General features: G+C 62.6%; 18 protein-coding genes. 12 read left to right on the top strand and 6 right to left on the bottom strand.

Features of this window, described 5'->3' with window-relative positions; all coding sequences use genetic code 11:
• Nucleotides 1–261: 261 nt before the first annotated feature.
• Entirely contained in the window at nt 262–2,715 is a 2,454-nt protein-coding gene (locus tag J4F42_05390) for a DNA internalization-related competence protein ComEC/Rec2 (GenBank protein ID MCE2484924.1), read from the bottom strand.
• Complete coding sequence (gene uvrC / locus J4F42_05385) at nt 2,712–4,622, bottom strand: excinuclease ABC subunit UvrC (protein ID MCE2484923.1); 1,911 nt, start codon at nt 4,620–4,622, stop codon at nt 2,712–2,714. The genes J4F42_05390 and uvrC overlap by 4 nt, the downstream gene beginning before the upstream one ends.
• A gap of 177 nt (nt 4,623–4,799) precedes the next feature.
• Here uvrC and J4F42_05380 point away from each other — a divergent pair, with 177 nt between their 5' ends.
• Nucleotides 4,800–5,081, top strand: a complete 282-nt coding sequence (locus J4F42_05380) for a hypothetical protein (protein ID MCE2484922.1) — start codon at nt 4,800–4,802, stop codon at nt 5,079–5,081.
• Nucleotides 5,082–5,125: 44 nt separating this feature from the next.
• Here J4F42_05380 and J4F42_05375 read toward each other — a convergent pair whose 3' ends face one another.
• Nucleotides 5,126–5,446, bottom strand: a complete 321-nt coding sequence (locus tag J4F42_05375) for a helix-hairpin-helix domain-containing protein (GenBank protein ID MCE2484921.1) — start codon at nt 5,444–5,446, stop codon at nt 5,126–5,128.
• A 192-nt stretch (nt 5,447–5,638) separates the two neighbouring features.
• Between J4F42_05375 and J4F42_05370 the strand changes: the two genes are divergently transcribed.
• The 8 genes from J4F42_05370 (at nt 5,639) to J4F42_05335 (ending at nt 18,307) form a co-directional block, all read left to right on the top strand.
• Entirely contained in the window at nt 5,639–6,997 is a 1,359-nt protein-coding gene (locus tag J4F42_05370) for a 4Fe-4S dicluster domain-containing protein (GenBank protein MCE2484920.1), read from the top strand.
• 23 nt (nt 6,998–7,020) lie between these two features.
• On the top strand, nt 7,021–7,512 hold the full coding sequence (gene rimI, locus J4F42_05365; GenBank protein ID MCE2484919.1) for a ribosomal protein S18-alanine N-acetyltransferase: 492 nt from the start codon (nt 7,021–7,023) through the stop codon (nt 7,510–7,512).
• Nucleotides 7,513–7,522: 10 nt separating this feature from the next.
• Nucleotides 7,523–10,732 carry an exodeoxyribonuclease V subunit gamma gene (locus J4F42_05360; protein MCE2484918.1) on the top strand — a complete coding sequence of 1,070 codons (3,210 nt, stop codon included), beginning with the start codon at nt 7,523–7,525 and terminating at the stop codon, nt 10,730–10,732.
• 9 nt (nt 10,733–10,741) lie between these two features.
• Nucleotides 10,742–14,020: a UvrD-helicase domain-containing protein gene (locus J4F42_05355; GenBank protein ID MCE2484917.1), complete on the top strand. Its 3,279-nt coding sequence runs from the start codon at nt 10,742–10,744 to the stop codon at nt 14,018–14,020.
• A gap of 76 nt (nt 14,021–14,096) precedes the next feature.
• Nucleotides 14,097–15,248: a GNAT family N-acetyltransferase gene (locus J4F42_05350; protein MCE2484916.1), complete on the top strand. Its 1,152-nt coding sequence runs from the start codon at nt 14,097–14,099 to the stop codon at nt 15,246–15,248.
• A complete protein-coding gene (locus J4F42_05345; GenBank protein ID MCE2484915.1) occupies nt 15,245–16,126 on the top strand; it encodes a hypothetical protein in 882 nt (293 codons plus the stop codon). The genes J4F42_05350 and J4F42_05345 overlap by 4 nt, the downstream gene beginning before the upstream one ends.
• A gap of 182 nt (nt 16,127–16,308) precedes the next feature.
• Nucleotides 16,309–18,063 (top strand): RNA polymerase sigma factor RpoD, encoded by a 1,755-nt coding sequence (gene rpoD / locus J4F42_05340; protein ID MCE2484914.1) that lies wholly within the window; start codon nt 16,309–16,311, stop codon nt 18,061–18,063.
• A gap of 82 nt (nt 18,064–18,145) precedes the next feature.
• Nucleotides 18,146–18,307 (top strand): hypothetical protein, encoded by a 162-nt coding sequence (locus J4F42_05335; GenBank protein MCE2484913.1) that lies wholly within the window; start codon nt 18,146–18,148, stop codon nt 18,305–18,307.
• Nucleotides 18,308–18,340: 33 nt separating this feature from the next.
• On the opposite strand, the gene J4F42_05330 is transcribed toward J4F42_05335, so the two are convergent.
• From J4F42_05330 to J4F42_05320, 3 genes are all read right to left on the bottom strand, one after another.
• Nucleotides 18,341–19,462, bottom strand: coding sequence for an isocitrate/isopropylmalate dehydrogenase family protein (locus J4F42_05330; protein MCE2484912.1), 1,122 nt, complete (start codon nt 19,460–19,462; stop codon nt 18,341–18,343).
• 113 nt (nt 19,463–19,575) lie between these two features.
• Nucleotides 19,576–20,760, bottom strand: coding sequence for an anhydro-N-acetylmuramic acid kinase (locus tag J4F42_05325; GenBank protein ID MCE2484911.1), 1,185 nt, complete (start codon nt 20,758–20,760; stop codon nt 19,576–19,578).
• A gap of 26 nt (nt 20,761–20,786) precedes the next feature.
• Nucleotides 20,787–21,125, bottom strand: coding sequence for an SCP2 sterol-binding domain-containing protein (locus J4F42_05320; protein ID MCE2484910.1), 339 nt, complete (start codon nt 21,123–21,125; stop codon nt 20,787–20,789).
• A 161-nt stretch (nt 21,126–21,286) separates the two neighbouring features.
• Here J4F42_05320 and J4F42_05315 point away from each other — a divergent pair, with 161 nt between their 5' ends.
• From J4F42_05315 to ispD, 3 genes are all read left to right on the top strand, one after another.
• Entirely contained in the window at nt 21,287–21,802 is a 516-nt protein-coding gene (locus J4F42_05315) for a nitroreductase family deazaflavin-dependent oxidoreductase (protein ID MCE2484909.1), read from the top strand.
• Between the two features lie 94 nt (nt 21,803–21,896).
• Entirely contained in the window at nt 21,897–22,379 is a 483-nt protein-coding gene (locus J4F42_05310; protein ID MCE2484908.1) for a CarD family transcriptional regulator, read from the top strand.
• Nucleotides 22,380–22,448: 69 nt separating this feature from the next.
• Nucleotides 22,449–23,195, top strand: coding sequence for a 2-C-methyl-D-erythritol 4-phosphate cytidylyltransferase (gene ispD / locus J4F42_05305; GenBank protein ID MCE2484907.1), 747 nt, complete (start codon nt 22,449–22,451; stop codon nt 23,193–23,195).
• Nucleotide 23,196: the final 1 nt, after the last annotated feature.

Here is a 23,196-nt window from a genome sequence, read left to right as displayed (position 1 = left end):
GCTGGCTGCCCTTTTGTGAGTTGGAAGGGAGGCACATAGGCCGATGAAGCTGTCTGCATAGCATACCTCTCAGTTAAAGATATAAGGACGGCCGATCATGGCACGCAGAGATTGTCGTTGCAAGGGCTTGTCGTTCCTGGTTACGCGAACTGAGGCCGCGCCTGCCGGGCGATCAAGTGCCGCCCGGAGTGTGCCGAATTTTCCCACTACACGGCCTGCCGCCGGGCGTCCGGCGCTGGGAGCGGAAACGATGCCAGCCGATCAATCGTTGTCGGCAAACGGCAGCGTAAGCGTATGGCCTGCTCCGTCGCTGCTCACCCGCACCGTCCCGTCCCGATCCGTCCGTAACAGTTTGACCTCATACCCGAGGTAGCGCTGCACGATCTCGGGGGCCGGGAAATCAAAACGGTTGAAGGAGCCGAGCGAGGCAACGGCCAGCTGCGGCGAGACAGCGCGGACGAACGCGTTGGTGCTCGAACTGCGGCTGCCGTGATGGGGAATTTTCAGAATCTCGCTCTGGAGCGGCTGGCCCGATGCGAGCAAGCTCCTCTCGCCAGCCGCCTCTATATCGCCCGGCAGCAAAAAGTCGACGGTGCCGTGGCTGAGTCGCAGGACGAGAGAGGCGTTGTTGGCATCCAGGCCGCGCGCCCCGCAAGGCGGGTGGAGAATCTCAATCCACACCTCGGATACCGACTCCACCACACTGCCCCGACACAGCTCTCGGCTGGCCACCCCGGCCTGCCCAAGGGCGTGCTGCAAGCGCCCAAACCGCTCGCTGTCCGCCTCCCCACCGCTGGACCAGAACTCGCTCGGTCCGAAGTGGGCGACCACGTAGGCCAGCCCGCCGTAATGGTCGAGCTGGGGATGGCTCATCACCAGGGTATCAATCCGCCCGATCTTCCGGCCCCATAGGAAAGGCGCGATAATCGCCTCGCCCGAGTCAAATGTCGGGCTGGCAAAGCCGCCGCCATCAACGACCATGACCCGCGAGCCCGGAAACTCGATCACTGCGGCGTCCCCCTGCCCCACGTCCAGAAATGTGACCCGCATATCCTGTCGAAAGAAGCGCTGCCAGGTCCAGTAGGTGCCGTCGGCCAGCAGCACGGCGCATAAAACGAGCAGCACATATCGGACCGGCTGTGAGGACCGAAAGCCGAGGAACAGACACGCCCCCATGCCATAGAGCACAGCCAGCTCAAACAGGTTTGGGGTGACGACATCAAAGGCGGCATACGGCCAGGCGCCGACCACCTCTACGATCCAGGTGGAGATCTGGACGACACCGCCCGCTGCCAGCACGAGCAGGCGGGCCAGCCCCTCGTGGACAAAAAGCAGCCCTGCGGCGGCCAAACCAGAAATCACCGCCACACTGCCCAGCAGGGGGATGATGACAAGATTGGTCACAAATCCCGCAATCGAAATCTGATTGAAGTGAGCGGCGGTAACCGGGGCGGTCCCAAGGATCGCGCAGCCGGACACCGCACCGGACAGGAGTCCCCACCGTAACACCCGGCCCCGCCACGGCTGAAGCTGGAGTAGTTGAATAGCGCTGAATTTTTCCCACCACGCAGACAGACGACTCAGGCCGGCAAAAATGGCCAGCACGGCCACAAACGAGAGCTGAAACGACACCTCAAACACCGCGCCGGGCCAGATCGCCGAGATCAGCAGGGCGGCCAGGGCGAGGCTGCGATAGACTTCGTGCTGACGCCCGATCAGAATCGAGCCCAGATAGACCAGGACCATGACAACCGCCCGCCAGGTTGCCACCCGCCCTCCGGCCAGACCGGCGTACAACAGTACCGACGGGATGGCGAGCAGAGCCGCCAGCCTGGGCATGGTCCAACTCAGCAAAAGACGCCGGCTGCGACCCAGCAGCCACCACCACGCGTTGTAGGCTGCCGCAGCGACGATCCCGATATGCAGACCGGAAATCGCCAAGACATGGGCCACCCCGGCCCGGGCAAAAGCGTCTTGGAGACTGCGGTCTATGCCGCTCCTGTCGCCAATGATGAGCGCCCGCAGAACGGCCGCATTATGGCGGTCCAGATGGGCGTCAAAGAAGGCCCCAATCCTCCGTCGGACCTGCTCAAGCCAGTGCCGGATCGAACTCCCGCGCGTACCGATTTTCTCAATCTCGTCGTCGTTCCAGACAAAAGCGGTGACATAGATGCTGCGGCGGGCCAGATAGCCCTCATGGTCAAAGCTGCCCGGGGTGCGAAAATTGCGCGGCGCCCGCAGTCGCACCGGCAGACGGACGACATCTCCATACTGCCACGCACCGGACGGGTGGCGGACGCTTACCAGCACCCGCCCGACAGCCGGCCGAGCCGCACCCTGAACGTCACGTTGCGTCACTGCGAGATAGAGGCGGGTCCGATGGGGCAGGCGTTCCGGCTCCCGGTACAACCAGCCTGCAAGCACGGTTTTTTGTGGCAGGCTGAGACGGCCCACATGCTCGGCCGGCAGAGGCGGCTCAAGAACGCGCAGCAGGGAAAGATGACCGGCGGCAAGGCTCAGCACAAGACACCCGACCAGCCCGGCCGACCGGAGTCCGGCCCAGACCCACGTCACACCCACCAGACAGGCCGCCAGCCCGACCAGCCACCAGCCCGACCAGCCCCAGCCGACCCAGGCCTGACCCAGCAGACAGGCCAGACTCAGTCCGATAAGCAGACGGCGGGACAGGTCTTGCGCGGTATGCCTGAGCGTCACCCGCCCGCTCGGCTCGCGTCCGTGTCCGTCGCCAGCGAGGAATCCACATGACGCACGATGGTGTCGGCCAGCGCGGGGGTGATGCCCGACACCTGGGCGAGTTCCTCACGGCTGGCTGCGTGGACCCGTTTCACACTGCCAAAATGGCGCAGCAGGGCCTTGCGCCGGCTGGGACCAATCCCCGGGATGGCGTCGAGCGACGAACTCAGCCGCTCCTTGGCCCGCAGCCGACGGTGATAGCTGATCGCAAACCGGTGAGCCTCGTCCCGGACGCGCTGGAGCAGGAACAGCGCACTGGAGTTTTGTTTGAGCACAATCGGGTTTTTGCGGCCCGGCACGAACACGCGCTCGGCCGACCGGTCCACTTCCTCGCTGAACGGGTCGCGCTTGGTCCGCATCTTGGCCAGACCGATCAGATCGACCTGGCTGATGGCCAGTTCCTTGAACACCGTGACGGCAACGCCGAGCTGGCCTTTGCCGCCGTCGACCATCAGCAGGTCGGGCAGGTCATTATCAGCCACGGCGCGCGTGTAACGGCGGGTCAGGACCTCGTACATCATGGCGAAATCATCCGCCCCATCTACGGTTTTAATCCGAAAACGGCGGTAGCGGCTCTTGTCCGGCTCGCCCTCGTCAAACACGACCAGGGAGCCAACGGCCAGATTGCCCTGAATGTTGGAGATGTCGAAACACTCGATGCGCTTGGGAGCGGTCCGCAGCCGCAAGCCGGTCCGCAAACCTTCGAGCGCCTTTTCGCGTTGGTCACTGCCCCGGCGTTTTTCCACAAAGCTGTGCCGGGCGTTCTCGACCGCCATCTCGACCAGACGCAGCTTTGCGCCCCGCTGGGGACACACCAGCTCGACCTTCTTGCCCTTGCGCTCGGCCAGCAACTCGGCCCGTACCGCAGCGTCTTCGAGCCGCACTGGCAGCACGACCGCATCCGGCACAAACCGCCCGCCCTGATAAAACTGGGTCAGCAGTTCGGACACGACTTGTGCGTCCGGAAACTCGTTGTCGTCAAAGCTGTAGCCGAGGTTGCCGACCAGCTTGCCGGCCCGCACAAACAGCACCTGGCCCTCGATCAGGCCGCCCTCGCGGTACAGGCCGAACACGTCCTGATCATTGCCCAGGGGGGCGGCGACCTGCTGTTTTTCAGTAGTCCGGGTAATGGCCTGAATTTGATCCCGCAGGCGGGCGGCCGCCTCGTAGCGCAGGTCTGCGGCCGCCTCGTTCATGCGGACGGTCAGTTGCTGGACCAGCTGGGTATCCTTGCCTTCGAGGAGCATTTGCGCCCCCCTGAGCTGGCGTTGGTATTCGTCCGGCTCGACCGGCAGTGCGCACGGTCCCAGACAGCGCTTGATCTGGTATTCGAGGCACGGGCGGGTCCGGTTGCGGAAGACCGTGTCGGAACAGGTCCGCAGGGGGAACACCTTGCGAATAATCTCCAGGGTGTCCTGTACCGCGCTACTGGAATGAAAAGGCCCCAGATATTTGCTGCCGTCCTTGACCACCTGGCGCGTCAGGAGCACGCGCGGCCAGGCGTCTTGGCTGGTGATTTTGACGTGCCAGTAGCCGGTATTGTTTTTGAGCTGAATATTGTAGCGGGGTGTGTACTGTTTGATCAGCGTGTCTTCGAGCAGCAGGGCTTCTTTTTCGCTGTGGGTCACCACGACTTCCATATCGACCAACTGGGCCAGCAAAAAGCGGATCTGGGGCCGCCCATCCCCCCCCCGGGCGTACTGTCGGACGCGGGCGCGGAGATTTTTGGCCTTGCCGACATAGATGACGTGGCCGTGCTTATCCTTGAACAGGTACACCCCGGGCTGCGTCGGCAGGGTGGCCAGCTTGGTGGCAAAATCACCCGCCTGCCCGGACGCGGACGGCGCCTGTTTTGCTTCGCTATCCATGGGTTGTCCTGGCCGTGTATCCCGCTGCGTCCGGGTCATCGGCAATCCGCAAGACGGCCGACTCCTCCCCTTTTCGTGCTGCAACGTCAATGGTATGAGAGCACGGAACGCGCATCAAGGGAAACGCTGAGTTTTTCCTGATGAAGATGCCGGCGGTGTATTGATGGAGGACACAGGATGAATCACTGGAAACCAATCGCAGGGCTTCTGTTCGGCGTTGGCCTCGTGTTTCTGGCCGCCTGCCAGGAAGAAGAACCGCCGCCCAAGCCGAGGCCGCTGAGTCCCTTGGCGGCGTGTCGGAGCGAGTGTCGGTCGGCCTCGGAGCAGCTCAATCAGGAATGTATCGACAGACTGCGCGCCCAGGAGGCGTTTGATCGGCTGAGCGAGTGCGGCACCCAGGCCGACGAGTACTCAAACCAGTGCCGGGCCGAATGCGATGCCAAACACGCGGGATCATAACGCCGATGGGCGGGTCTCATCCCCGCCCGTGCCGTATGCGCAGATCAGAGTTTGATGAGCGACTCGAGGCCGTCAAAGGTCGCGTCCCCAATGCCGGGAACCTGCTTGAGATCCTCCAGTGACTCGAACGCGCCGTTCTCCTGGCGGTAGTCCACAATGGCCTGGGCCTTGACCTCGCCAATACCGGGCAGCGCTTGCAGTTCTTCGGCGCTCGCGGTGTTGATGCTGACTGGCGCGGGCGCGGCTTCGGTCTGAGCCGCCTGCTCGGAGCCTGCCTCGGCATACCGATGATGGTCGGCCCATGCGCCGCCCAGGGGCGCCATCAGCAGGGTCAGGGCCACGACATATTTCACACACTTTCCCATACCAATGCCTCCTCGGTGCTGTATTCGGGCTTTGTGTCGCTGCACTGCTCATATCGCATTCATTCTGTTTGTCAACATGCTATACGACCTGTTTGTCAACACGCCATACGACCGCCCCCGCTCCTCGTTGACCGCCTCCGGCAAAACCGATACGAAGTGGACACATGTCTTGATGAAGGAGATTCGTCTGCCATGGCTACACTGATCACAAGCGACTGCATTAACTGCGGAGCCTGCGAGCCGGAGTGCCCCAATACCGCCATCTACCAGGGCGGTGTGGACTGGGAACTCGGGGACGCCACGTCGCCAGCCATCTCGGAAGATATATTCTATATCGTGCCCCAGAAATGCACCGAGTGCGTGGGGTTTTATGAGCAGGAAGCCTGTGCTGCGGTCTGCCCGGTCGACTGCTGCATTCCCGACCCAGACATCCCGGAGACCGAAGACGTCCTGATTGCGCGCGCCAAAGAGCTGCACCCCGACCAGAGCTTTGAGGGGGACTTCCCGTCCCGGTTCAAGGTCGGTGGGGAAGAAGCCCCGGCTGAACCGGCTGAATCCGCCGAAGCTCCCGCTCCACAGGCCAACGGCGCGGCCGAACCGGCCCCGGTCGCGGCTCCTGCTCCGGCGGCCCCAGCGACGGTCGCCCCAAAACCTGTGGCCGTCCCCGTCCCCAAAAGGGAGCTGCGCGAGCGCCTCTTTCCCGGTGAGCTGGCCGAGAGCTATGAGGCCGCCCTGTCCCGTATTGCCCCGGCTCGGGCGAATATCGGGCTCGGCTCTGTCGTTGCTCTCCTGCAACCGCTGCTCGGTGCGCTGCCCGCTTCGACCAAAAACTCCCTGGAAGAAGCCCTGGATGATCCGCGCTACTTCAGCGCTGCCTCGTCCACCGGCATGAACGTCCTGCTGAACATGGTTCTGTATCCGGTCGTGTGTCTGGCCGCCTATTCCGCGATGGGCGGCGAGTTGTTCAGCCAGCAGGCCAACGCGAGTATTTTTATCGGCCTGCTGATCGCCTCGGGCGAAACCGTCGTCCGCCTGCGGGAAGCCCTGTTTCAAGGCGTGTCCAGCGATGAGGCGCGCTTCCGCGGCGCACCCTACGGCCTGGCTCTGGCGCCCCTGACCGCCCCGTTTCTCGGCATGCGCGCCAAGCGTTCGCAAGAGCAGGGTGCCATCCCGGTCGAGGGCTATTACAGCGGCGAGTTTGACGAAAAGACAGAGCGTTCACGTCGCTATGGCGAGGCGTATAGCGTGGAAACCGAGAATAATGCCTACCTGTTGCGCCTGGAGTTGCCGCGTCGCGTGCCGGTCTCTGCCAGGAAACGCGAACTGGGCATTGGCGATGAGATGCCCGACTACGAGTACGAGCTGTCCCTGCAGGAAGATCACTTTCTGGTCAAGGGCAGTCTGACCGACCCCGAGATCCGGCAATTGGCGGCCATCTCGCCCGCTTTTCCGCCCGATTTCACCAAGCGCATCACGTTTGACCGTCCGGTCTCGAGCTTCAAGCACCGCTATCGGGACAAGACCCTCGAAGTGATCCTGTTTCAACGCTAGCGTCGGCCTGAGATGCGCGCGGTGTGAATGCCAAAGACACGGCTCGGTGCAGGGGCAGGACAGTATCGCTCCGCGCCTGCACCGAGGCAGACCTGCCGGCCATCCTCGACATCGAACGCGCCAGCTATCCGACCGCCTGGACGCGCACCGCTTTTGTCCACGAACTCCACAACCAGCACGGGCGTTTTGTGGTCGCCGAGCAACACGGCCGGGTTGTCGGCTATGTGTGCAGTTGGCTGATTATTGACGAGGTCCATATCCTGAACATTGCTGTTCAGCCCGCGTGTCGCCGGCACGGGATTGGCCACGCCCTGCTGGGCCAGATCCTGGTCCAGGCCGGCCAGGCCGGAGCCCGGACAGCAAATCTTGAGGTCCGCCGCAGTAACCGAGCCGCGATTCGGCTGTACCAACAATTCGACTTTGAGACGGTCAGCGTGCGGCGCGGGTATTATGCCGACGGCGAAGACGGGCTGCTCATGGTGAAAGCGATTGAAAAAGCGGGACAAACCCCGTAAGCAGGACAGCATGCCCCAACGGCGCGTGTTTGTGACCGATGCGTTTGGCGTGTTGCAAGACGCCTGCATTGCCGCAGTCCAAGCCGTCCAGACGGCCCAGTCCCTCAGCCCCCTGACCATTCTTGTGCCGCATGATTCCCTGGCTGACCACCTGCGCCAGGCCATTGCCCGGGCCGCGCGCGGCCATCTTGGCGTGCGATTTTTTACTCTGACCGATTTTGCCCGCGAGTGTGCCGAAGACCGCCTGGCCCGACATGGCTGGCGGCCGCTGCCACGACTGGCGGCTCCGCTGATCATGAAACACCTGCTCGCCCAACTCGGGCCCGAGCACCTGTTCGGTGGTCTGGCCGACCAACCCGGCTTCCCTGCAAGTGTGCTGACAACCCTGGCCGAGTGTAAAGACGCCGGCATCTCCGCAGACCATTTGCAGACCTTTGTGCCCCGGGCTCGGCTGACCGGCGCCTACCGCGCTAAGATTGAAAGTCTCGCCACGCTGTACCACCACTACCAGCGCTTTCTCACCGAGCGGCGGCTGTACGACGAGCAGGATCTGCTGGACCAAGCCGCGCTTGGGTGTGATGCCCCGCCCGGCGCCGTGTTCGTCTACGGGTTTTACGACTTCAGCCCGCTCCAGCGCCGCCTGATTGCGGCCGCGCTGCAAGACCGTGATGGCCTGGTATTCTTTCCCTGGCGGGCGGGCCAGGCGTACGCCTCTGCCACGCCGACGCTGAGTTGGCTGCGCAGCCTGGGCCTGACCTACACCCCGCTGGCCCGGGCGGCCGAGTCGGAGCTGTCGCGGCTCCACCAGTCCCTTTTTGAAGAAGCGCTGCCTCGTGCCGCCTCGGCTGGCGCTGTTAGCCCTTCCGTCCGCTGCCTGGCCGCGCCGAGTGACAGCCGTGAGGCGCGTGAAATCAGTCGGACGGTATTGTCTCTTGTCCGTGATCACCAGCTCCGTTTTTCCGAAATTGGTATCGTCCTGCGCGACCCGGACCGCTACGGCCGCCTGCTGACCGAGACCTTCGACAACCTGGACATCCCGAGCTGGCTGTCTAGCGGTCTGCCGTTGCTCCACACCGCAGCCGGCCAAACCCTGCACCTGCTGTGCCGCATGCTGGTTGAAGACTACGCGCCGGACCGGGTGTTTGAGTTCCTGACCGTCAGCCGGCCGCCCGACGCGATGGCTCGGCCCGCCCAGCTCGACCGCTGGCAGGCCCTGGTCCGGCAGGCAGGGATTGTGGGCGGCGTCACGGCCTGGCAAGACGGTCTGGCCCGGCTTGAAACGGCCTACCGAGCCGAAGCCCGTTCCTCGAACCAAGCCGCAGCCGAGCTGTCCGTTGTGCGGGCGTGTCGGGCTTTTATGCGGGGACTGTTTGCCATGGCCGAGCAGCGGCCGAGCCAGCTGAGCTGGCACGCCTGGGCGGACTACAGCCTGCGACTGTACCGTACCTATAGCAGCCCGACGTCGTATACCGATCAAATCGAAGCGCTTCTGCTTGACCTGGCCCAGCTCGATCTTATCGGCAGCCACCAGCGGAGCGCTGAGGCGGGTGATCCAAACCGCTTCAACATGTCCAGCCCAAGCCTCGAAGACTGGGCCACAGCCGTCAGCCGAGCCCTGGCTACACCCCACCCCACGGGACAGACCGACGGTGTTTTCATCGGAGAGCTGGCCACCGCCCGTGGCCGGCGTTTCCGGGCTGTCATTATTCCCGGCATGCTTGACGGAGGCTTTCCACGCAGCGTCCGACAAGATCCGCTGTTGCTCGACGCCGAACGCCAGCACCTGGCCGAGACGCTCGGCTGCGAGCTGGCCCAGCGCGGACAGCGGAACGAGGAGGAACGTCTGCTCTTCTGCTTGGCCACCCAGACCGCGGTCGAGCATCTCATCCTGAGCTATCCCAGCCACGACCGGCCGAGCGGTCGGCCGCAGCTGCCGTCCTGGTATCTGCTGCGCGTTCTTGAGGCGCTGCGCGGCCGGGTGCAGACCTTTACCGATCTCGAAGCCTGGAGTCAGCGCGTCCCGCTGGCTCCGGTGTATGCCGGACCCGTTCAGCAGGCCCAGGATCCCCTCGAGTTCCACCTGGCAACGGTCGAACAGGCGCTGGCCGGCGGCGATATGGCGGCCCTGGGCTATCTGCCGCTCGCCCTGCCCGCCTTTGCCGCAGCCCGCCAAGCGGTCGGCCAACGCCTGGACAGTCCGCGTCTGACCGCCTTTGACGGCCTGCTCGAAGCTCCTCAGGTCAGACACCGGCTGCGTCAGCTCTTTCCGACCGGGGTGTGCCTCTCGCCGAGCGCCCTCGAAACCTACGCCCGGTGTCCCTTCCAGTACTTTCTCAGTCAGGTGCTGGGCCTGACTCCGAGGGATGAGACTGAAGGGCTGGCGGGCCTCAGTCCCCGCCAGCGCGGCCTGCTGCTGCACGCTATTGTGTCCGACTTCTTCTCTCAGCTGAGGAGGACTGGGCAGCTGCCCGTGCACGGCCAAGATCCCCAGCTTTTGATCCAACGGCTGATGCATATTGCGGACACGCATTTCAGCCGTTTTGCCGACACCCAGCCTACTGGCCCGTCCCTGATGTGGGAGCTGGAACAGGAACGTCTGCGTGAACGTTTGATTCGTCTGGTGTATCACGAGGTCGCGGACCAATCGGAATTTGTGCCCCAGGCCTTTGAGCTTGACTTTGGTTCAACACCCGACGCTGAGCAGCACGGGTCGGCTGAGGAGCGATTTTTTCCCGACCGACCGGTCAGCTTCAGCCTGGAGGACGGGGAGTCCATTCGCCTACGGGGCAGGATTGACCGGATCGATGTGTCCAGCGCCGGACCACAGGCCCGGATCATTGACTATAAGACCGGCCGCGCGTCGCGCGGTCGATTTGCCCGCGGCACAGCCCTGCAACTCCCGCTATATCTGTTTGCGGCCTGCAGCCTGCGGCCCGACCTGGTATGGGAATCGGCCGGCTATGTCGGACTGGGCCAGCGGGTCCACACCCCGGCTCCGGCCTTCCGCTCAGAGACCTGGCCGGAGGCAACAGGGGTGCTCCGGCAGATCCTGACCATCGTACTGAAGGGGATGCGCTCGGGTTGCTTTTTTCCACACCCGGCCACCTGTCGCCCGTGTCCCTTTCCGGACATCTGCGGCAGCCAGGTCGAGCAACGCATGCGGCACAAACGCCACGACCCGCGCTGGACCGTGATGCACCAGCTGGGCGCGATCGACTGAGGAGAGAGCGTGGCCGACGGCACTCGACAAAGGGGCGAGACGGACGCCGAGCCGCGTCAGCGGGCGGCGACCGAACTCGACACCAGCTTTCTGGTCGAAGCCGGGGCAGGCACGGGAAAGACGAGCGTGCTGCTCCAGCGGCTGCTGACGGTGCTGCGGACTGGTCGGAGTCGCCTGGAACGGATAGCCGCCATCACCTTCACCGAAAAGGCCGCGACCGAACTCCGCCTACGGCTACGGACCGAGATTGACGCCGCCCTGAGCACCCAGCTCAGCCAGGCAGAGCGGGACAATCTGCGCGCGGCTCGTCTACAGCTTGAGCGGGCCTCGATTCTGACCGTGCACGCCTTTTGCGCGCTGCTGCTCCGTGAGCGGCCGCTTGAGGCACGGGTCAATCCGAACTTCAGCGTCCTGGACGGGGTCGGCAGGCGGGTCATTCAGGATCAAACCTGGCGGGACTGGCTGGCCCAGGAGATGGAGTCGAGACCCGACAGCCTCAAAACCGCCCTGCGAGCCGGTCTCAGCCTGGCCCATGTGCGGGCCTTGCGCGACTTCATGGTTGAACAGCGCGACTGTTTGACGCTCCTGCCCGAGCCGCTGGCCTCCCCCCTGCCACAATTCCGGCACACCTTTCGGCAGGCTATCGAGCGGCTGTCTCAGCTCGGGTTCGCGTGCAGCGAGCGGAGCGACCGGGCCTTTGTACAGCTGATGGATCTCAGCCAACAGCTGCCCGACCACGACGCTGACCCGCTTTGGGAGCGGCTGCTGTACAGCCCGCTGGATCTCTCGGAGCGGCTTGGCAACAAAACGCACTGGCACCCGGCCTCCAGCCTGGATGAGGTCCGCAGCTGTTTTGCCCAGCTGCGTGTTGCCCACCGCCAGGCCCGCGCGGCCTGGGTGCACAACCATACGCTTGGGCTTGTCCGTTGGCTCGGCAGCTATCTGGCGGTGTATGACGACACGAAACGCCAACGAACGTGTCTGGATTTTCCCGATCTGCTGCTCTCCACCCGGGACCTGCTGGCCAACAACCTGGAGGCTCGGCGGTATTTTCAGCACAAATTCGATTTTCTGCTGGTGGACGAATTCCAGGATACCGATCCCCTGCAAGCCGAAATTGTCTTTTTTCTGGCCGAGCACACGCCCCGGGCGCGCGACTGGAACCAGGTCGTGCTGAAACCCGGCAAGCTGTTTCTGGTCGGCGATCCGCACCAATCGATCTACCGTTTTCGACGGGCCGATTTAGACGTCTATCGGCTCGTCCGGACCATTATCGAAGGCCAGGGCAAGGTTCTTGGCCTGTCGAGCAATTTCCGCACCCGGGCACCGATTCTGGACTGGATCAACGACACGTTTTCCCGCGTCTTTGCCCCCGCCGCGGCTGAAGACGGCCTGCGCTACCGTCCACTCCACCCAACCCGCCACGAAGAGCCCCAGGACAACCCGTCGGACACCCTCGACTCGGGACCGGCGGTCATCCCTGTGCCGGTCCCCGTAGCCCTGCTGTCGTCCCGGCCAAGACGTGAAGACCTGCGCCGGGTCGAGGCCCAAACCGTGGCCGACTTCCTCACCCGCCGCCTCGGGGAGGGAGACCAAACGCTCAGCCCTGGCGACATTGCTGTGTTGTTTCGGACCTATCGCGCCATGGACGCCTACGAGGAAGCCTTTCAGAACGCTGCCATTCCGTATCAGATTCTGGGCGGGCGTCAGTATATGACGCGTGACGAGGTTGAGGAGCTGCGCGTCCTGCTGCGCGCCATCGACAGTCCGGCTGACAGCACCGCCCTGGTGGCAAGCTTACGGTCGTCTCTGTTCGGCTTTTCCGATGAGGCGCTGGCCCACTTCGTCGGGGCGGGGGGAGTCTTGCAGTACACCGCTGGGCCATTGCCGGACGGGCCGCCGGACGCGGACCGTTTTGCGGCGGCTTTTGCGCTGCTGCGCGAGCTGCACGCCCGCTCTCGGCAGTCCAGCCCGTCAACATTGCTGTACGAACTCTATACCCGGACCCATCTTGTGCCCCTGTTCGCGCTTCGCCCACAGGGAAACCAACGGACAGCCAACCTGCTCAAACTGATCGAGCTGGCCCACAGCCTGGCCGACCAGGGCATCTACAGCTTGAGCGCGTTCAACCGTTTTCTGAGCCATCACCACCAGGCGACCGAAGAGGGCGAAGCGGTGATTGCCGAAGAGCATCATCCGACCGTTCGCTTCCTGACCATTCATAAGGCCAAAGGGCTCGAGTTTCCGGTCGTGATTCTTGCCGATGCGGTCCTCGCTCCGAGCCGCCCGAGTCGAACCGGCCTGATTGAACGCGGCCACACACCGACGTCACTGACACACGCGGAGGGAGAGTCAGGCCGGCTCTCCCAGCCCCAGGGCCGTCTTGAGCTGCGACTCGGTCCACACTCCCTGGCCTGGCAAACGCTCGGCTGGCAGGAGGTCCTGTCCCGTGAGGGAGCCCGCGAGGAGGCCGAAGAGCGACGCCTGTGGTATGTCGCGGCAACCCGGGCACGCGACCAGCTCATTGTGCCCGCGTTGCCCGAGTTGGACGGTACTACCGGCCAGAGCCTGTGGCGAGTCTTCGAGGACCAGATCACTGAACCCCGGCCGGACTCCCCAGGTCTGCAAACCGATATACCCGCTGCAGACCGCCCAGGGCTTACCCCAGAGCTTACCCCAGGACTCACGCTGCCGCCTATCCTGCCTGATCAGTCCGCGTTGGCGCGCTACCAAGCCTGGCAGGCGGAGCAGCGGGCGATCAGGCAACACGGCAAACGGCCGCAGACCGTGTCTGAGCTGAGCGTTGAGTCTCTCATCCACGGCGCCCACACCGCTGTTCCCAGGTCGCTCGGTCACGCCGTACGTATGGCCCTGAAGCAGGGTGCCGAGCCGAACCTCCAAGTCCTGAACAGCCCGCTGCTGAGCAGAGCCCGGGCTGCCCAGAAATGTTTTGCCGAGCTGCCGTTCAGCCTGCACTACCAGACGCCGTCCCACACCGGCACGGTTCTGAACGGCGTGATTGACCTGGCCTTTCTTGAGAACGGGGCCTGGGTCATTGTCGGCCTGAAGGACGACGTACTTTCTGACGGGCAGGCCGAGCCCCGGGCTGCCCGCTACCGCTCCGAGCTGTCCGTGTATGCCCTTGCCCTTGAGCAATTGAGCGTCTATCCGGTACAGGATCTCGTGGTGCTGTTCGCCCGTTCGGCCACAGACGTACACCTTGCCTGGAATGACCGAGCCCGGGCGGACGTCCAGACCCTGCTCGACCAGACCCAACCCAGGCCCTGACGATAAGCAATTGCCCTGGAAGAAGCATCGTTCACAAAGGCAATCGTGATAACAGACGGATGAAAGGAGACCGCGAGTGCCTTTGCCAGAGATGAGCCAGACCGTGACAACCGCTACGTTTCCTGAACAGGAATTTTACCTCAAAGAATTTCGCGGCAAGAGCTTCCTGTTCAGCCTGCGAGCCAGAGATTTGCGAGACGCGGCAGCGGTCGAGACGCTGGCCGAGGTGTGCCACCAGCTGACGCGCAATGAAGCACGGCTGATTGTGCTCATCGAAACTGACGACTCGGACCAGCGCTGGCTGGAACGCCTGCGTACGGCCATGGCGGTCCGGTTTGTTTCGCTGCCGGCTGGAGCTGAGGACAGGCTTATCCTGGAACACGTGTGGACGGTGCTCAGAACCCGCCCGATCTTTGTCGGCCTGTGGCCAGCCCCTCAGGGGCGCATCGCCGGGCAACGCCTGGCCGTTCGTCTCAAGGTGCACAAGCTCGTCATCCTCGACCCGGACGGTGGTCTCAGCGCCGGGGGTGGCCGGGTGTCTTTCATGAACGGAAGCGTGCTGAACGAACTCCTGCGTCGGCCCCAGGCGGCCGGCCCGGATGTCCACCGCCCGCTGTTGGACTCGATCCGGGCGGCTTTGGAGGGTGGGGTCGGCTCGGTATCACTGTGTCGGCCTGCGGATATCGCACGGGAGCTGTTCACCTATGAAGGGAGGGGCACGCTCTTGACTCTGACCGATTACTGTCGGGTCGAGCCGCTGGGACTCGACGATTTTTACGAGGCCGAGCGGCTGATCCAGCGCGGCGAACTCGAGGGTTACCTCAAACCTCGGAGCCAGCAAGAGACGGTGCAACTGCTGCTGCACGGCTACGGTGCCCGGCTCGGAGCGGTGGGCGGAGAGCTGGCCGGATTCTGTGCCCTGCTGCCCTATCCCGGAGAACAGGCTGGAGAAATCGTGGGGCTGTACACCATCACCCGTTTTCAGGGTGAGGGAATCGGTGGCCGTTTGGTCGGCACGATGATAGAACGGGCCCGGACGGCCGGTTTGGGCTATGTGTTTGCCTGTACCTCCCAGGCTGGGGCGAGCCGGCTGTTCGAACGCTGTGGTTTTCGGCGGGTGACGGCCGAACAGGTCCCGGCCGACAAATGGCAGCACTACGAGCCGGCCAGGAAAAAGATCATACAGGTGTATCGGACAGACCTCACGGTCAGACAGGCGGACCTATGATTGTCGGCATTGATATTGGCGGGTCAACAACCGACGCCGTTCTGCTGGACGAAGAAACGATCCGGGTCGAAACCCTGGAGACCGGCGACCCGCTAGCGGCGGCGGCCGGGGCTTTGGGCAAGCTGTTGAACAGTGCCGGACAGAAACTGACCGACATTCGGGCGATTGCCGCCAGCGGTGGGGGCAGCCACCAGTTGGCGGACCAGATCTTCGGGGTACCGGTGGTCAAGGTTCCGGAAATCACCGCTATCGGGGTCGGTGGGAGCAGCTTGGCCGGACGGTCGGACGCGCTCGTCGTCTCCCTCGGCACGGGAACCGCCCTGGTTTCCGTGCGCCAGAACCAGATCCTGCATCTGGGCGGTACCGGCATAGGCGGCGGCACGCTGCGCGGTCTGGCACGCCATTTTCTCGGCATTACCCAGCTGGAGACGCTTGAGCAGCTGGCCGCCCAGGGAGATTTAAGCCAGATTGACCTGACCGTCGGCGATATTGCGGGGGGACCGGTCGGCATTGTCTCGGCCAAAGCGGTGGCCAGCCACTTCGGCAAACTTCAGACCGACCCGTCTCAAGCCGACAAAGCCCTGGGTCTGGTCAACATGGTGGCCTGGATTACCCTCACCCTGAGCATGTTTGCGGCCCAGACCCGTCAGCATGAACATATCGTCTTTACCGGAAAACTGACCCGCTTGGAGGCGTTCAAAAAACGGCTCGCGGCTCTGACGCCCCGTCGTGGCGTAGATTTCAGCATCCCTCCCCACGCCGAGTATGCGACCGCTATTGGCGCGGCCCGGACCGTCAGCAGGACCGCCCAGACCGAGGGCGCTTCTGCCGAGCCAGGTGCCAATCCGTCTCTTGACTTCTCGGCCAAGCGTTCTTAGGATGGGGGGGCGCTCCATCGCGGACCAGGATGTAGCGCCTAATTGGGGAGCCTTCCTAACCAATTTGTACCGTTTAGGCGACACTATTCCACCGGCACGTTCTGTGCCCCTCATTCTCGCCCGGACTGCTACCGGCGCCGTTCACCCGTGCTGTGCCACCAGATCGCACATATAGAGGTCCTATGGAAAAACGGAAAGAAACCAGCAGGAAAAAGCCGCCTTCCGCCTCAAAAGGAACGGGTGCCCGCACCGCGACAGACGCCCATGTCCTTTCCGCTCCAAAAGCCGCACCGGCAGAAGACATTGACGGCGTCATGTCCATCCTTGAGGAAATAGACGTCGAAGCGGCCGACGTGCTCGATGACGAGAATAATATCAGCATCGAGATTCCCAAGCGTAGAGAGGACGACTGGGAGGAAGAGACAGTTGCGGTCGAAGAGCCGCAGATCACCGACACCTCAGATCCGGTTCGCATGTATCTTCAGGAGATGGGCAATATCCCGCTGTTGAGCCGTGAAGAAGAGGTGGCGATTGCCAAAGAGATTGAGGCGGGCGAAAAACGCATCAAGCAGGAAGTCTTCTCGTCGCCGCTGGCCCTCCGCTACGTCGTCTCTCTGGGCGAAAAGCTCAAACAAGAAGAAATCGAACCCCGCTATATCTTTGGCGATGACGACGAGGTCGAAGCGGCCGGCAAGGAAGACCACCGGATTACCCTGTTCCTCAACAAGCTGACCTCGTTGAAACGTATCGCCGGCGAGATGGCCAAGCTCGATCAGCTGAGGCGCAAACGCCTGCCGGCCAAAGAACGTCAAAAAGCGGTCAAAAAGGCGAGCGATGTGAAGCATAAAACGCAACTCGCCCTGGAAAGCGTTCCCCTCGGTCGGCGTCATATCGGCGTTATTGCCGCCAAGCTCAAAGAAGTCGGCGATCTGATAGAGGAGTGCCAACGGGCGGTCCGCTTTCAGGAGGAAATCGTCCACCGCAAGGCGTCCGAGATCGTTTCTCTGTCGCGCGGTCTGAAATCCGGCGTCCAGCGGGCGGGCAGACGACCCGAAGAGCTGAGCAAAACCCAGATCCAGAAAATCCAAAACGCGAGCCAGGTGATCCACACCGCGCGGCGCAAGGTCCAGAAAATCGAAGTCGAGTTGGCCATTAGCAGCGAGGATTTACACAGCTCGCTGTACAGCATCGCTCGTGGCGAAGCCCAGGCCCAAGAGGGCAAACGGCGTTTGATTGAGGCCAATCTGCGCCTGGTTGTCAGTATTGCCAAACGTTACGTCAACCGCGGTCTGGGCTTTTTGGACCTCATCCAGGAGGGGAATATCGGCCTGATGCGGGCGGTGGAAAAATTCGAGTATCAACGCGGGTACAAATTCTCGACCTATGCCACTTGGTGGATCCGCCAGTCGGTCAGCCGCGCTATTGCCGACCAGGCCCGCACGATCCGCATCCCCGTCCATATGATTGAAACGATCAACAAAGTGCTGCGCACCTCGCGCTATCTGGTCCAGCAGCTGGGACGCGAACCCTCGCCTGAGGAGATCGCGGCCCAGATGGAGGTCCCGGCCGACAAGGTCCGCAAGGTCCTCAAGATTGTCAAAGAGCCGGTGTCCCTGGAAACCCCGATTGGCGATGACGAAGAGAGTTCGCTGGGCGATTTTGTTGAGGACCGCCAGACCCTGTCTCCGGCAGACGCCGCCATGGCACTGAGCCTTGAAGAGCAAACCCGCAAAGTGCTGGCGACGCTCACCCCGCGCGAAGAGCAGATTCTGCGCATGCGCTTCGGCATTGACGAAAAGACCGATTACACCCTGGAAGAAGTGGGCCAGCGCTTCGCGGTCACCCGCGAGCGCATCCGTCAGATTGAGGCCAAGGCGCTGCGGAAATTACGCAATCCGACCCGGGCCAAGAGCCTCGAAGCGTTTATTGACGGCTGAGCCTGACACCGGCACGGTGAACGATGATGACCACGTCATCAAGAAGAGATAATCGTTCACCTCGAAGTACCGAGGAGGATATGTGAGTCAGAAAAATCTCGAGAAGCAGCTGAAAAAATGGCGCGAAGACCGCGCCCGCAAAGGGCCGGCCCAGGCCCCGGCCGACCGGCGTACTCTACGCGTCAACGGCCAAGACGTGATTGTCATCAAACGCGGCCGCAGCAAACTCAACAGCGTCCAATAGAGGCTGACACCTTCCCGCCGGACACCTGCGATTTCACTGACGCGCCGGTGTTGTCCGCACGGGCTGCCTCTCGCTATCGAGAACGGCGTCTTTGACCGCCCGACAAAAGTCGGTGGTTGAGGACGAGCCGCTCTGGTCGGGGGTCAGAACCTGCCCCTCGGCATAGACGCGGGCGATGGCCGCTTCGAGACGGTCCGCCACGTCCTGCCAGCCAAGATATTCCAACATCAGGCCGGCCGACAGCAGGGTTGCAGTCGGATTAATGATATTGCGGCCGGCAATATCCGGGGCTGTGCCGTGGGCGGACTCGAAATAGGCGTAGTCCTCGCCGTAGCAGCCGCTGGGCGCCAGCCCCAGACCGCCAATCGTGCCGGCCGCCGCGTCCGAGAGCAGGTCACCGTATAGATTCGGCATCACCACAACGTCAAACTGACTCGGGTTTGCCACCAGACGGTGGGCAAAATCGTCAACAATATACTGGTTATACTCGATATCGGGGTAGGCTTTGGCCGTTTCTTCGGCGACCTGCCGAAACAGGCCATCGCTGCTCCGCAGCATATTGTACTTGCAGGTGCAGGTGACGAGCCCCCGGCCACCCCGGGCCTTGCGTTTGCGGGCCAGCTCGCAGGCAAAGCGGACGACCCGCTGGGTGGCCTGGACGGTGATCACCTTGATGGCGAATTTGCCGACGGGCGTCGTATCCAGGGGTTTCTTGGTCAAATAGCTGGTCACACTCGTCTCGGGCAGGGCCGACAGCACACCGAGGTCTCCCTCAATGCCCATATACAGGTCTTCGAGGTTTTCGCGCACGATGACCAAATCTATGCCCTCGGGCTGTTTCAAGGGACTCTGGAAACCGGGCAGCCAGCGGGTCGGACGCACGTTGGCATAGGTCTGCTTGCCCCAGCGCAGATAACTGATCCCACCGGTCGTGCCGTTTGTCGACCCGAACAGGGTTGTGTCAGACTGATCAATCGCTCGGCACAAAGCCTGATGAAAATCCCGTCGCGAACCGTACTGCTTGACCCCGTCTTGTCCTATGGGGAATTCGGTGAACTCGATATCCAGGGCCAAACTCTTCAGCAGGTCGAGCGTCGGCGCCATGGCCTCCGGGGCAGCATCATCGCCGGGAATGATAACGACACGTTTCGGCATGGGATTGCCCTCCTCTATCGGTCAAACACGGGGGAGGCGCTCCTGCGGCTCGCCTCCCCCATATGCTGCGATCCGACCCGGCTGGTCAACGTATCTCCTCGCTCAGGCGGTCGTCATCGTCCACTTTGGAGCCGGGTGGTGCGATAGTTGCGTCCCGGCACCACTTTGCCCAGGACGACCGGTGCCCGGGCGCCGGTTGCCCCGAGTACATTTGACGGCATGCCGTGCAGCGTGGCGTAGGCCAGTACCGCGAAGGCCAGCGCTTCAAGCGCCTGACTCTCAAAGCCGAGGTCTTCCAGGCTGCGGATCTGGACCTGGGGCAGGGCCCGGGCCAGCCACTCACCCAGCACCGGGTTGAGGCTTCCGCCGCCGGTCAGCATAATCTCATCCAGCCCACCCTGCGGGCACACAAACCTACGGTAGGCGTGGGCCATGCTTTCGACCGTCAGGGCCGTGGCCGTGGCAACCTGATCCTCGGCGCTCAGCCGCGATGCTCGGCTGAGAAAATCGCGGATATACGGCTCACCAAACTCCTCGCGGCCGGTCGATTTGGGCGGACGGCGTCGAAAATACGGATGGCGCAAGAGTTCGGCCAGTAAGGGCTGGTGGACTTGGCCCCGACGGGCCAGACGCCCCCCGCGGTCGTACAGCTTTTTGCCTTGGCTGACCGCCTGAACGACCCCGTCAATGACCATATTGCCGGGGCCGGTATCAAAGGCCAGGACGCCGTCAAGCCCGTGCTGGGCGGGCAGATAGCTCAGGTTGGCGATCCCGCCGATATTGTGGACGGCGACCGACCGCCGGGGCCGATGAAACAAGGCGTAGTGGACATACGGGACGAGAGGAGCGCCTTCCCCGCCCATGGCCACATCCGCGGGCCGAAAATCGGCCACCGTCGTGATACCCGTCCGGGCGGCAATAACGGCCGGCTCAGCGATCTGCAAGGTGGAGCCGGGGCCCGGTCGCTGGCGGGGTTGATGGTAAATCGTATGGCCGTGCGAACCGATCGCCGTCACCCGCTCACACGAAAGGCCGGCCGCCTGGCACAGCTTGAGGGCGGCTTTGGCAAACAGCTCACCCAACAGCACATTGACCTGGGCGACCTCAGCGGCCGGCACCGCAGCGCCCTGACTGAGCCGCAATAAACGCTCACGAACCGGGCGGGTATACGGAAACGCGCGAAACGTACGCTGGTGCGTCTGCAAACGGTGGCGGGCAAAGGTGATATCGACCAGCACGGCGTCAACCCCGTCGTGCGAGGTGCCGGACATCAGGCCAATCAGGGTGTGGGTCGGCATAGGGACTCGGGCGGGGAGGTGGCGACTCAGTCGCTCAGGTCGAACTGAAAAACCGCATCCAGGCCTTTTGCACCCGCCTTGTTGAAGCTTTCGGCTGAACCATCAATCACCTGCTGGATCGAGGTGACCTCGGGATCATCCGAGCCGCGGGCCGTGAACAGCCCTTGCAGGCGCATCGCCAGCCCCATATCTCCCGTAATCTTGAGCTTGCCGCTCATAAAGGCCATCTGGCCGTTCAATTTTCCGTTTATCATATCCAGATAATCACTCTCCTTCATGGAAATCGTGATATTGGGCGAGGCGTGCGCACCGGTCTGCACCTCAATGGCCTCATTAGCGATGTGAAAGTAATACTGGGTAGCCATGCGGATTCCTCCTCTGGGAAATAAGGTCGCCAAAGGCTACCACACTCTCTGTCTTTTGGGAACTAAATCGCCCGGTGGGATTGTGTCAGCAGACCAGAACGGCAATATGGGGAGATCGGGCGACGGCCCGGCTTGGCAGATGCGCCTGACAGGAGGAAGCCATGACACGCAAGGTGAACAATGATCTCTTCTTGATGAGGTGGGTATCATCGTTCACCTTGTCGGCCCGGCAACACCGGTTCTTGCTATGCTGCGGCCTAGCCCTCATGCTGGCCGGCTGGGCGGTGCCGAGTTCGGCCCAGGAGACCAGTCCCAGCCGGCCAGCCCTTGAGGCGCGCGCCTCGGAGTCAATTGTCGAGATCACGACGATTGGCCGAAAAAGCGGCAAGCCGCGCATGATCCCGATCTGGTTCATTTATGAACACGACCGCTTTTACATCCAAGCCGGGAATGACGGCAAAACCGCCTGGTATCGAAACCTGAAGAAAAATAATCAGATAGGCTTGAAGATCGGAGATCTTGCTTTCAGTGGCACGGCTCGGTTCATTGATGATCGAACAGAAACGGAACGAATCCATGAGATGTTCCGCAGTAAGTACTTGAGAGCACGCCTCGCAGCCTGGGTCGGATCGCAAGTCGGGCACGGCAGAGTGGTCGAGATTGAACTGCCATTTTAAAAAACTTGCCTGTTTTCGGATAGTTAGAAATTTGACGACAGCGCCCGAATCCGTTACCATTTTCCGATTCTGAGTGCCGCTAGGAGGGAAGCCGATGTTCAAGATTGGGGAGAAGGTCGTCTATCCCGGCCATGGTGTAGGAGTGATCGAGGGGATGCAGGCGAAGAGCATATCCGGCCACGAGCAGAAGTTCTACGTGTTGCGGATCCTGGAAAGCGACATGACCATCATGATACCGACCACCAACGTGGCAGCGGCAGGCCTCCGCCCGGTCATCAGCAAGGAAATGGTCAGAAAAGTCTATCGCATCCTGCGCACCAAAAAAGTCGAAGTCGATCAACAGACCTGGAACCGTCGCTATCGCGAGTATACCGAGATGATCAAAACCGGCTCGGTGTTGGAAATCGCCAAGGTGCTGCGCGACCTGTTTGTGCTGAAAGCCGACAAAGAGCTGTCGTTTGGGGAGCGGAAAATGCTCGACACGGCCCGCAACCTGCTCGTCAAAGAGCTGTCCATCGCCAGTGCGCACACCGAAGAGAAGATCATGGATGATCTGAAAACCATCTTCACCCACTGAGCTTTCGCCCCTGTTCTCGATTCACTCTGAACGGCAAAGGCTGGGATATTCCCAGCCTTTGTTTTTGCCATGCACGCAAACGCAGTGATTGTTGCAGCCGGCAAGGGCGAGCGCCTGGGGACGCGGGTGCCCAAGCCGTTCCTGCCCGTGGCTGAGTTGCCCCTCCTCGTCCATACCCTGCGCAGCCTCGACCGGGCGCGACTGCTGTCCAGCCTCGTTGTCGTGGTCGCACCTGAGCGCGAAGCGCTGTGCCGGGAGCTGCTCAAGGCCCACGGGCCGTTTCGGTGTACCATCCGCCTGGCCCACGGCGGCCCCCAACGCCAGGACTCGGTCCGCCTCGGCCTCGCCGCGCTGGATACCGAGTGCGATATCGTGGTGATCCACGACGCCGCCCGCCCATTTATCAGTCCGGACGTCATTCATGCCAGCATTCGGGTCGCCAGCCGGGCCGGGGCGGCGCTGGTTGCGGTGCCCGCGGCCGATACCCTCAAACGTGTTGAACAGGTGGACGATGAGACCCCCCTCAGCAAGCAATCATCGGTCACCTCTCCCGTTCGGACGGTGGTCGAGACGCTGTCGCGCCAGGACGTGTGGCTGGCCCAGACCCCCCAGACCTTCCGTGTTCCGCTGATCAGAGCGGCCCACCAACGTGCCCTGGATGAGGCGATTCAGGTCACCGACGACGCGGCGCTTATTGAAAAATTCGGTGGGACAGTCCAGATTGTGCCTGGCGAGCGGCGGAATTTTAAGATTACCACTCCAGACGACCTGCGTATGGCAGAGGCCCTGCTCAGCGCTCACGGAAGTGAACGATGAG

The organism is Desulfurellaceae bacterium (genome assembly GCA_021296095.1).
Taxonomy (GTDB): Bacteria; Desulfobacterota; Binatia; order Bin18; family Bin18; genus JAAXHF01.
Note: the sequence above shows the minus strand (reverse complement) of the source record. Positions and strands in the feature narration are given on the sequence as shown.

Bases quoted from the DNA above. Each gene is read 5' to 3' on its own strand.
- uvrC (MCE2484923.1), bottom strand. From the start codon at position 4,622: ATGGATAGCGAAGCAAAACAGGCGCCGTCCGCGTCCGGGCAGGCGGGT.
- J4F42_05380 (MCE2484922.1), top strand. From the start codon at position 4,800: ATGAATCACTGGAAACCAATCGCAGGGCTTCTGTTCGGCGTTGGCCTC.
- J4F42_05375 (MCE2484921.1), bottom strand. From the start codon at position 5,446: ATGGGAAAGTGTGTGAAATATGTCGTGGCCCTGACCCTGCTGATGGCG.
- J4F42_05370 (MCE2484920.1), top strand. From the start codon at position 5,639: ATGGCTACACTGATCACAAGCGACTGCATTAACTGCGGAGCCTGCGAG.
- J4F42_05360 (MCE2484918.1), top strand. From the start codon at position 7,523: ATGCCCCAACGGCGCGTGTTTGTGACCGATGCGTTTGGCGTGTTGCAA.
- J4F42_05345 (MCE2484915.1), top strand. From the start codon at position 15,245: ATGATTGTCGGCATTGATATTGGCGGGTCAACAACCGACGCCGTTCTG.
- rpoD (MCE2484914.1), top strand. From the start codon at position 16,309: ATGGAAAAACGGAAAGAAACCAGCAGGAAAAAGCCGCCTTCCGCCTCA.
- J4F42_05330 (MCE2484912.1), bottom strand. From the start codon at position 19,462: ATGCCGAAACGTGTCGTTATCATTCCCGGCGATGATGCTGCCCCGGAG.
- J4F42_05325 (MCE2484911.1), bottom strand. From the start codon at position 20,760: ATGCCGACCCACACCCTGATTGGCCTGATGTCCGGCACCTCGCACGAC.
- J4F42_05320 (MCE2484910.1), bottom strand. From the start codon at position 21,125: ATGGCTACCCAGTATTACTTTCACATCGCTAATGAGGCCATTGAGGTG.
- J4F42_05315 (MCE2484909.1), top strand. From the start codon at position 21,287: ATGACACGCAAGGTGAACAATGATCTCTTCTTGATGAGGTGGGTATCA.
- J4F42_05310 (MCE2484908.1), top strand. From the start codon at position 21,897: ATGTTCAAGATTGGGGAGAAGGTCGTCTATCCCGGCCATGGTGTAGGA.
- ispD (MCE2484907.1), top strand. From the start codon at position 22,449: ATGCACGCAAACGCAGTGATTGTTGCAGCCGGCAAGGGCGAGCGCCTG.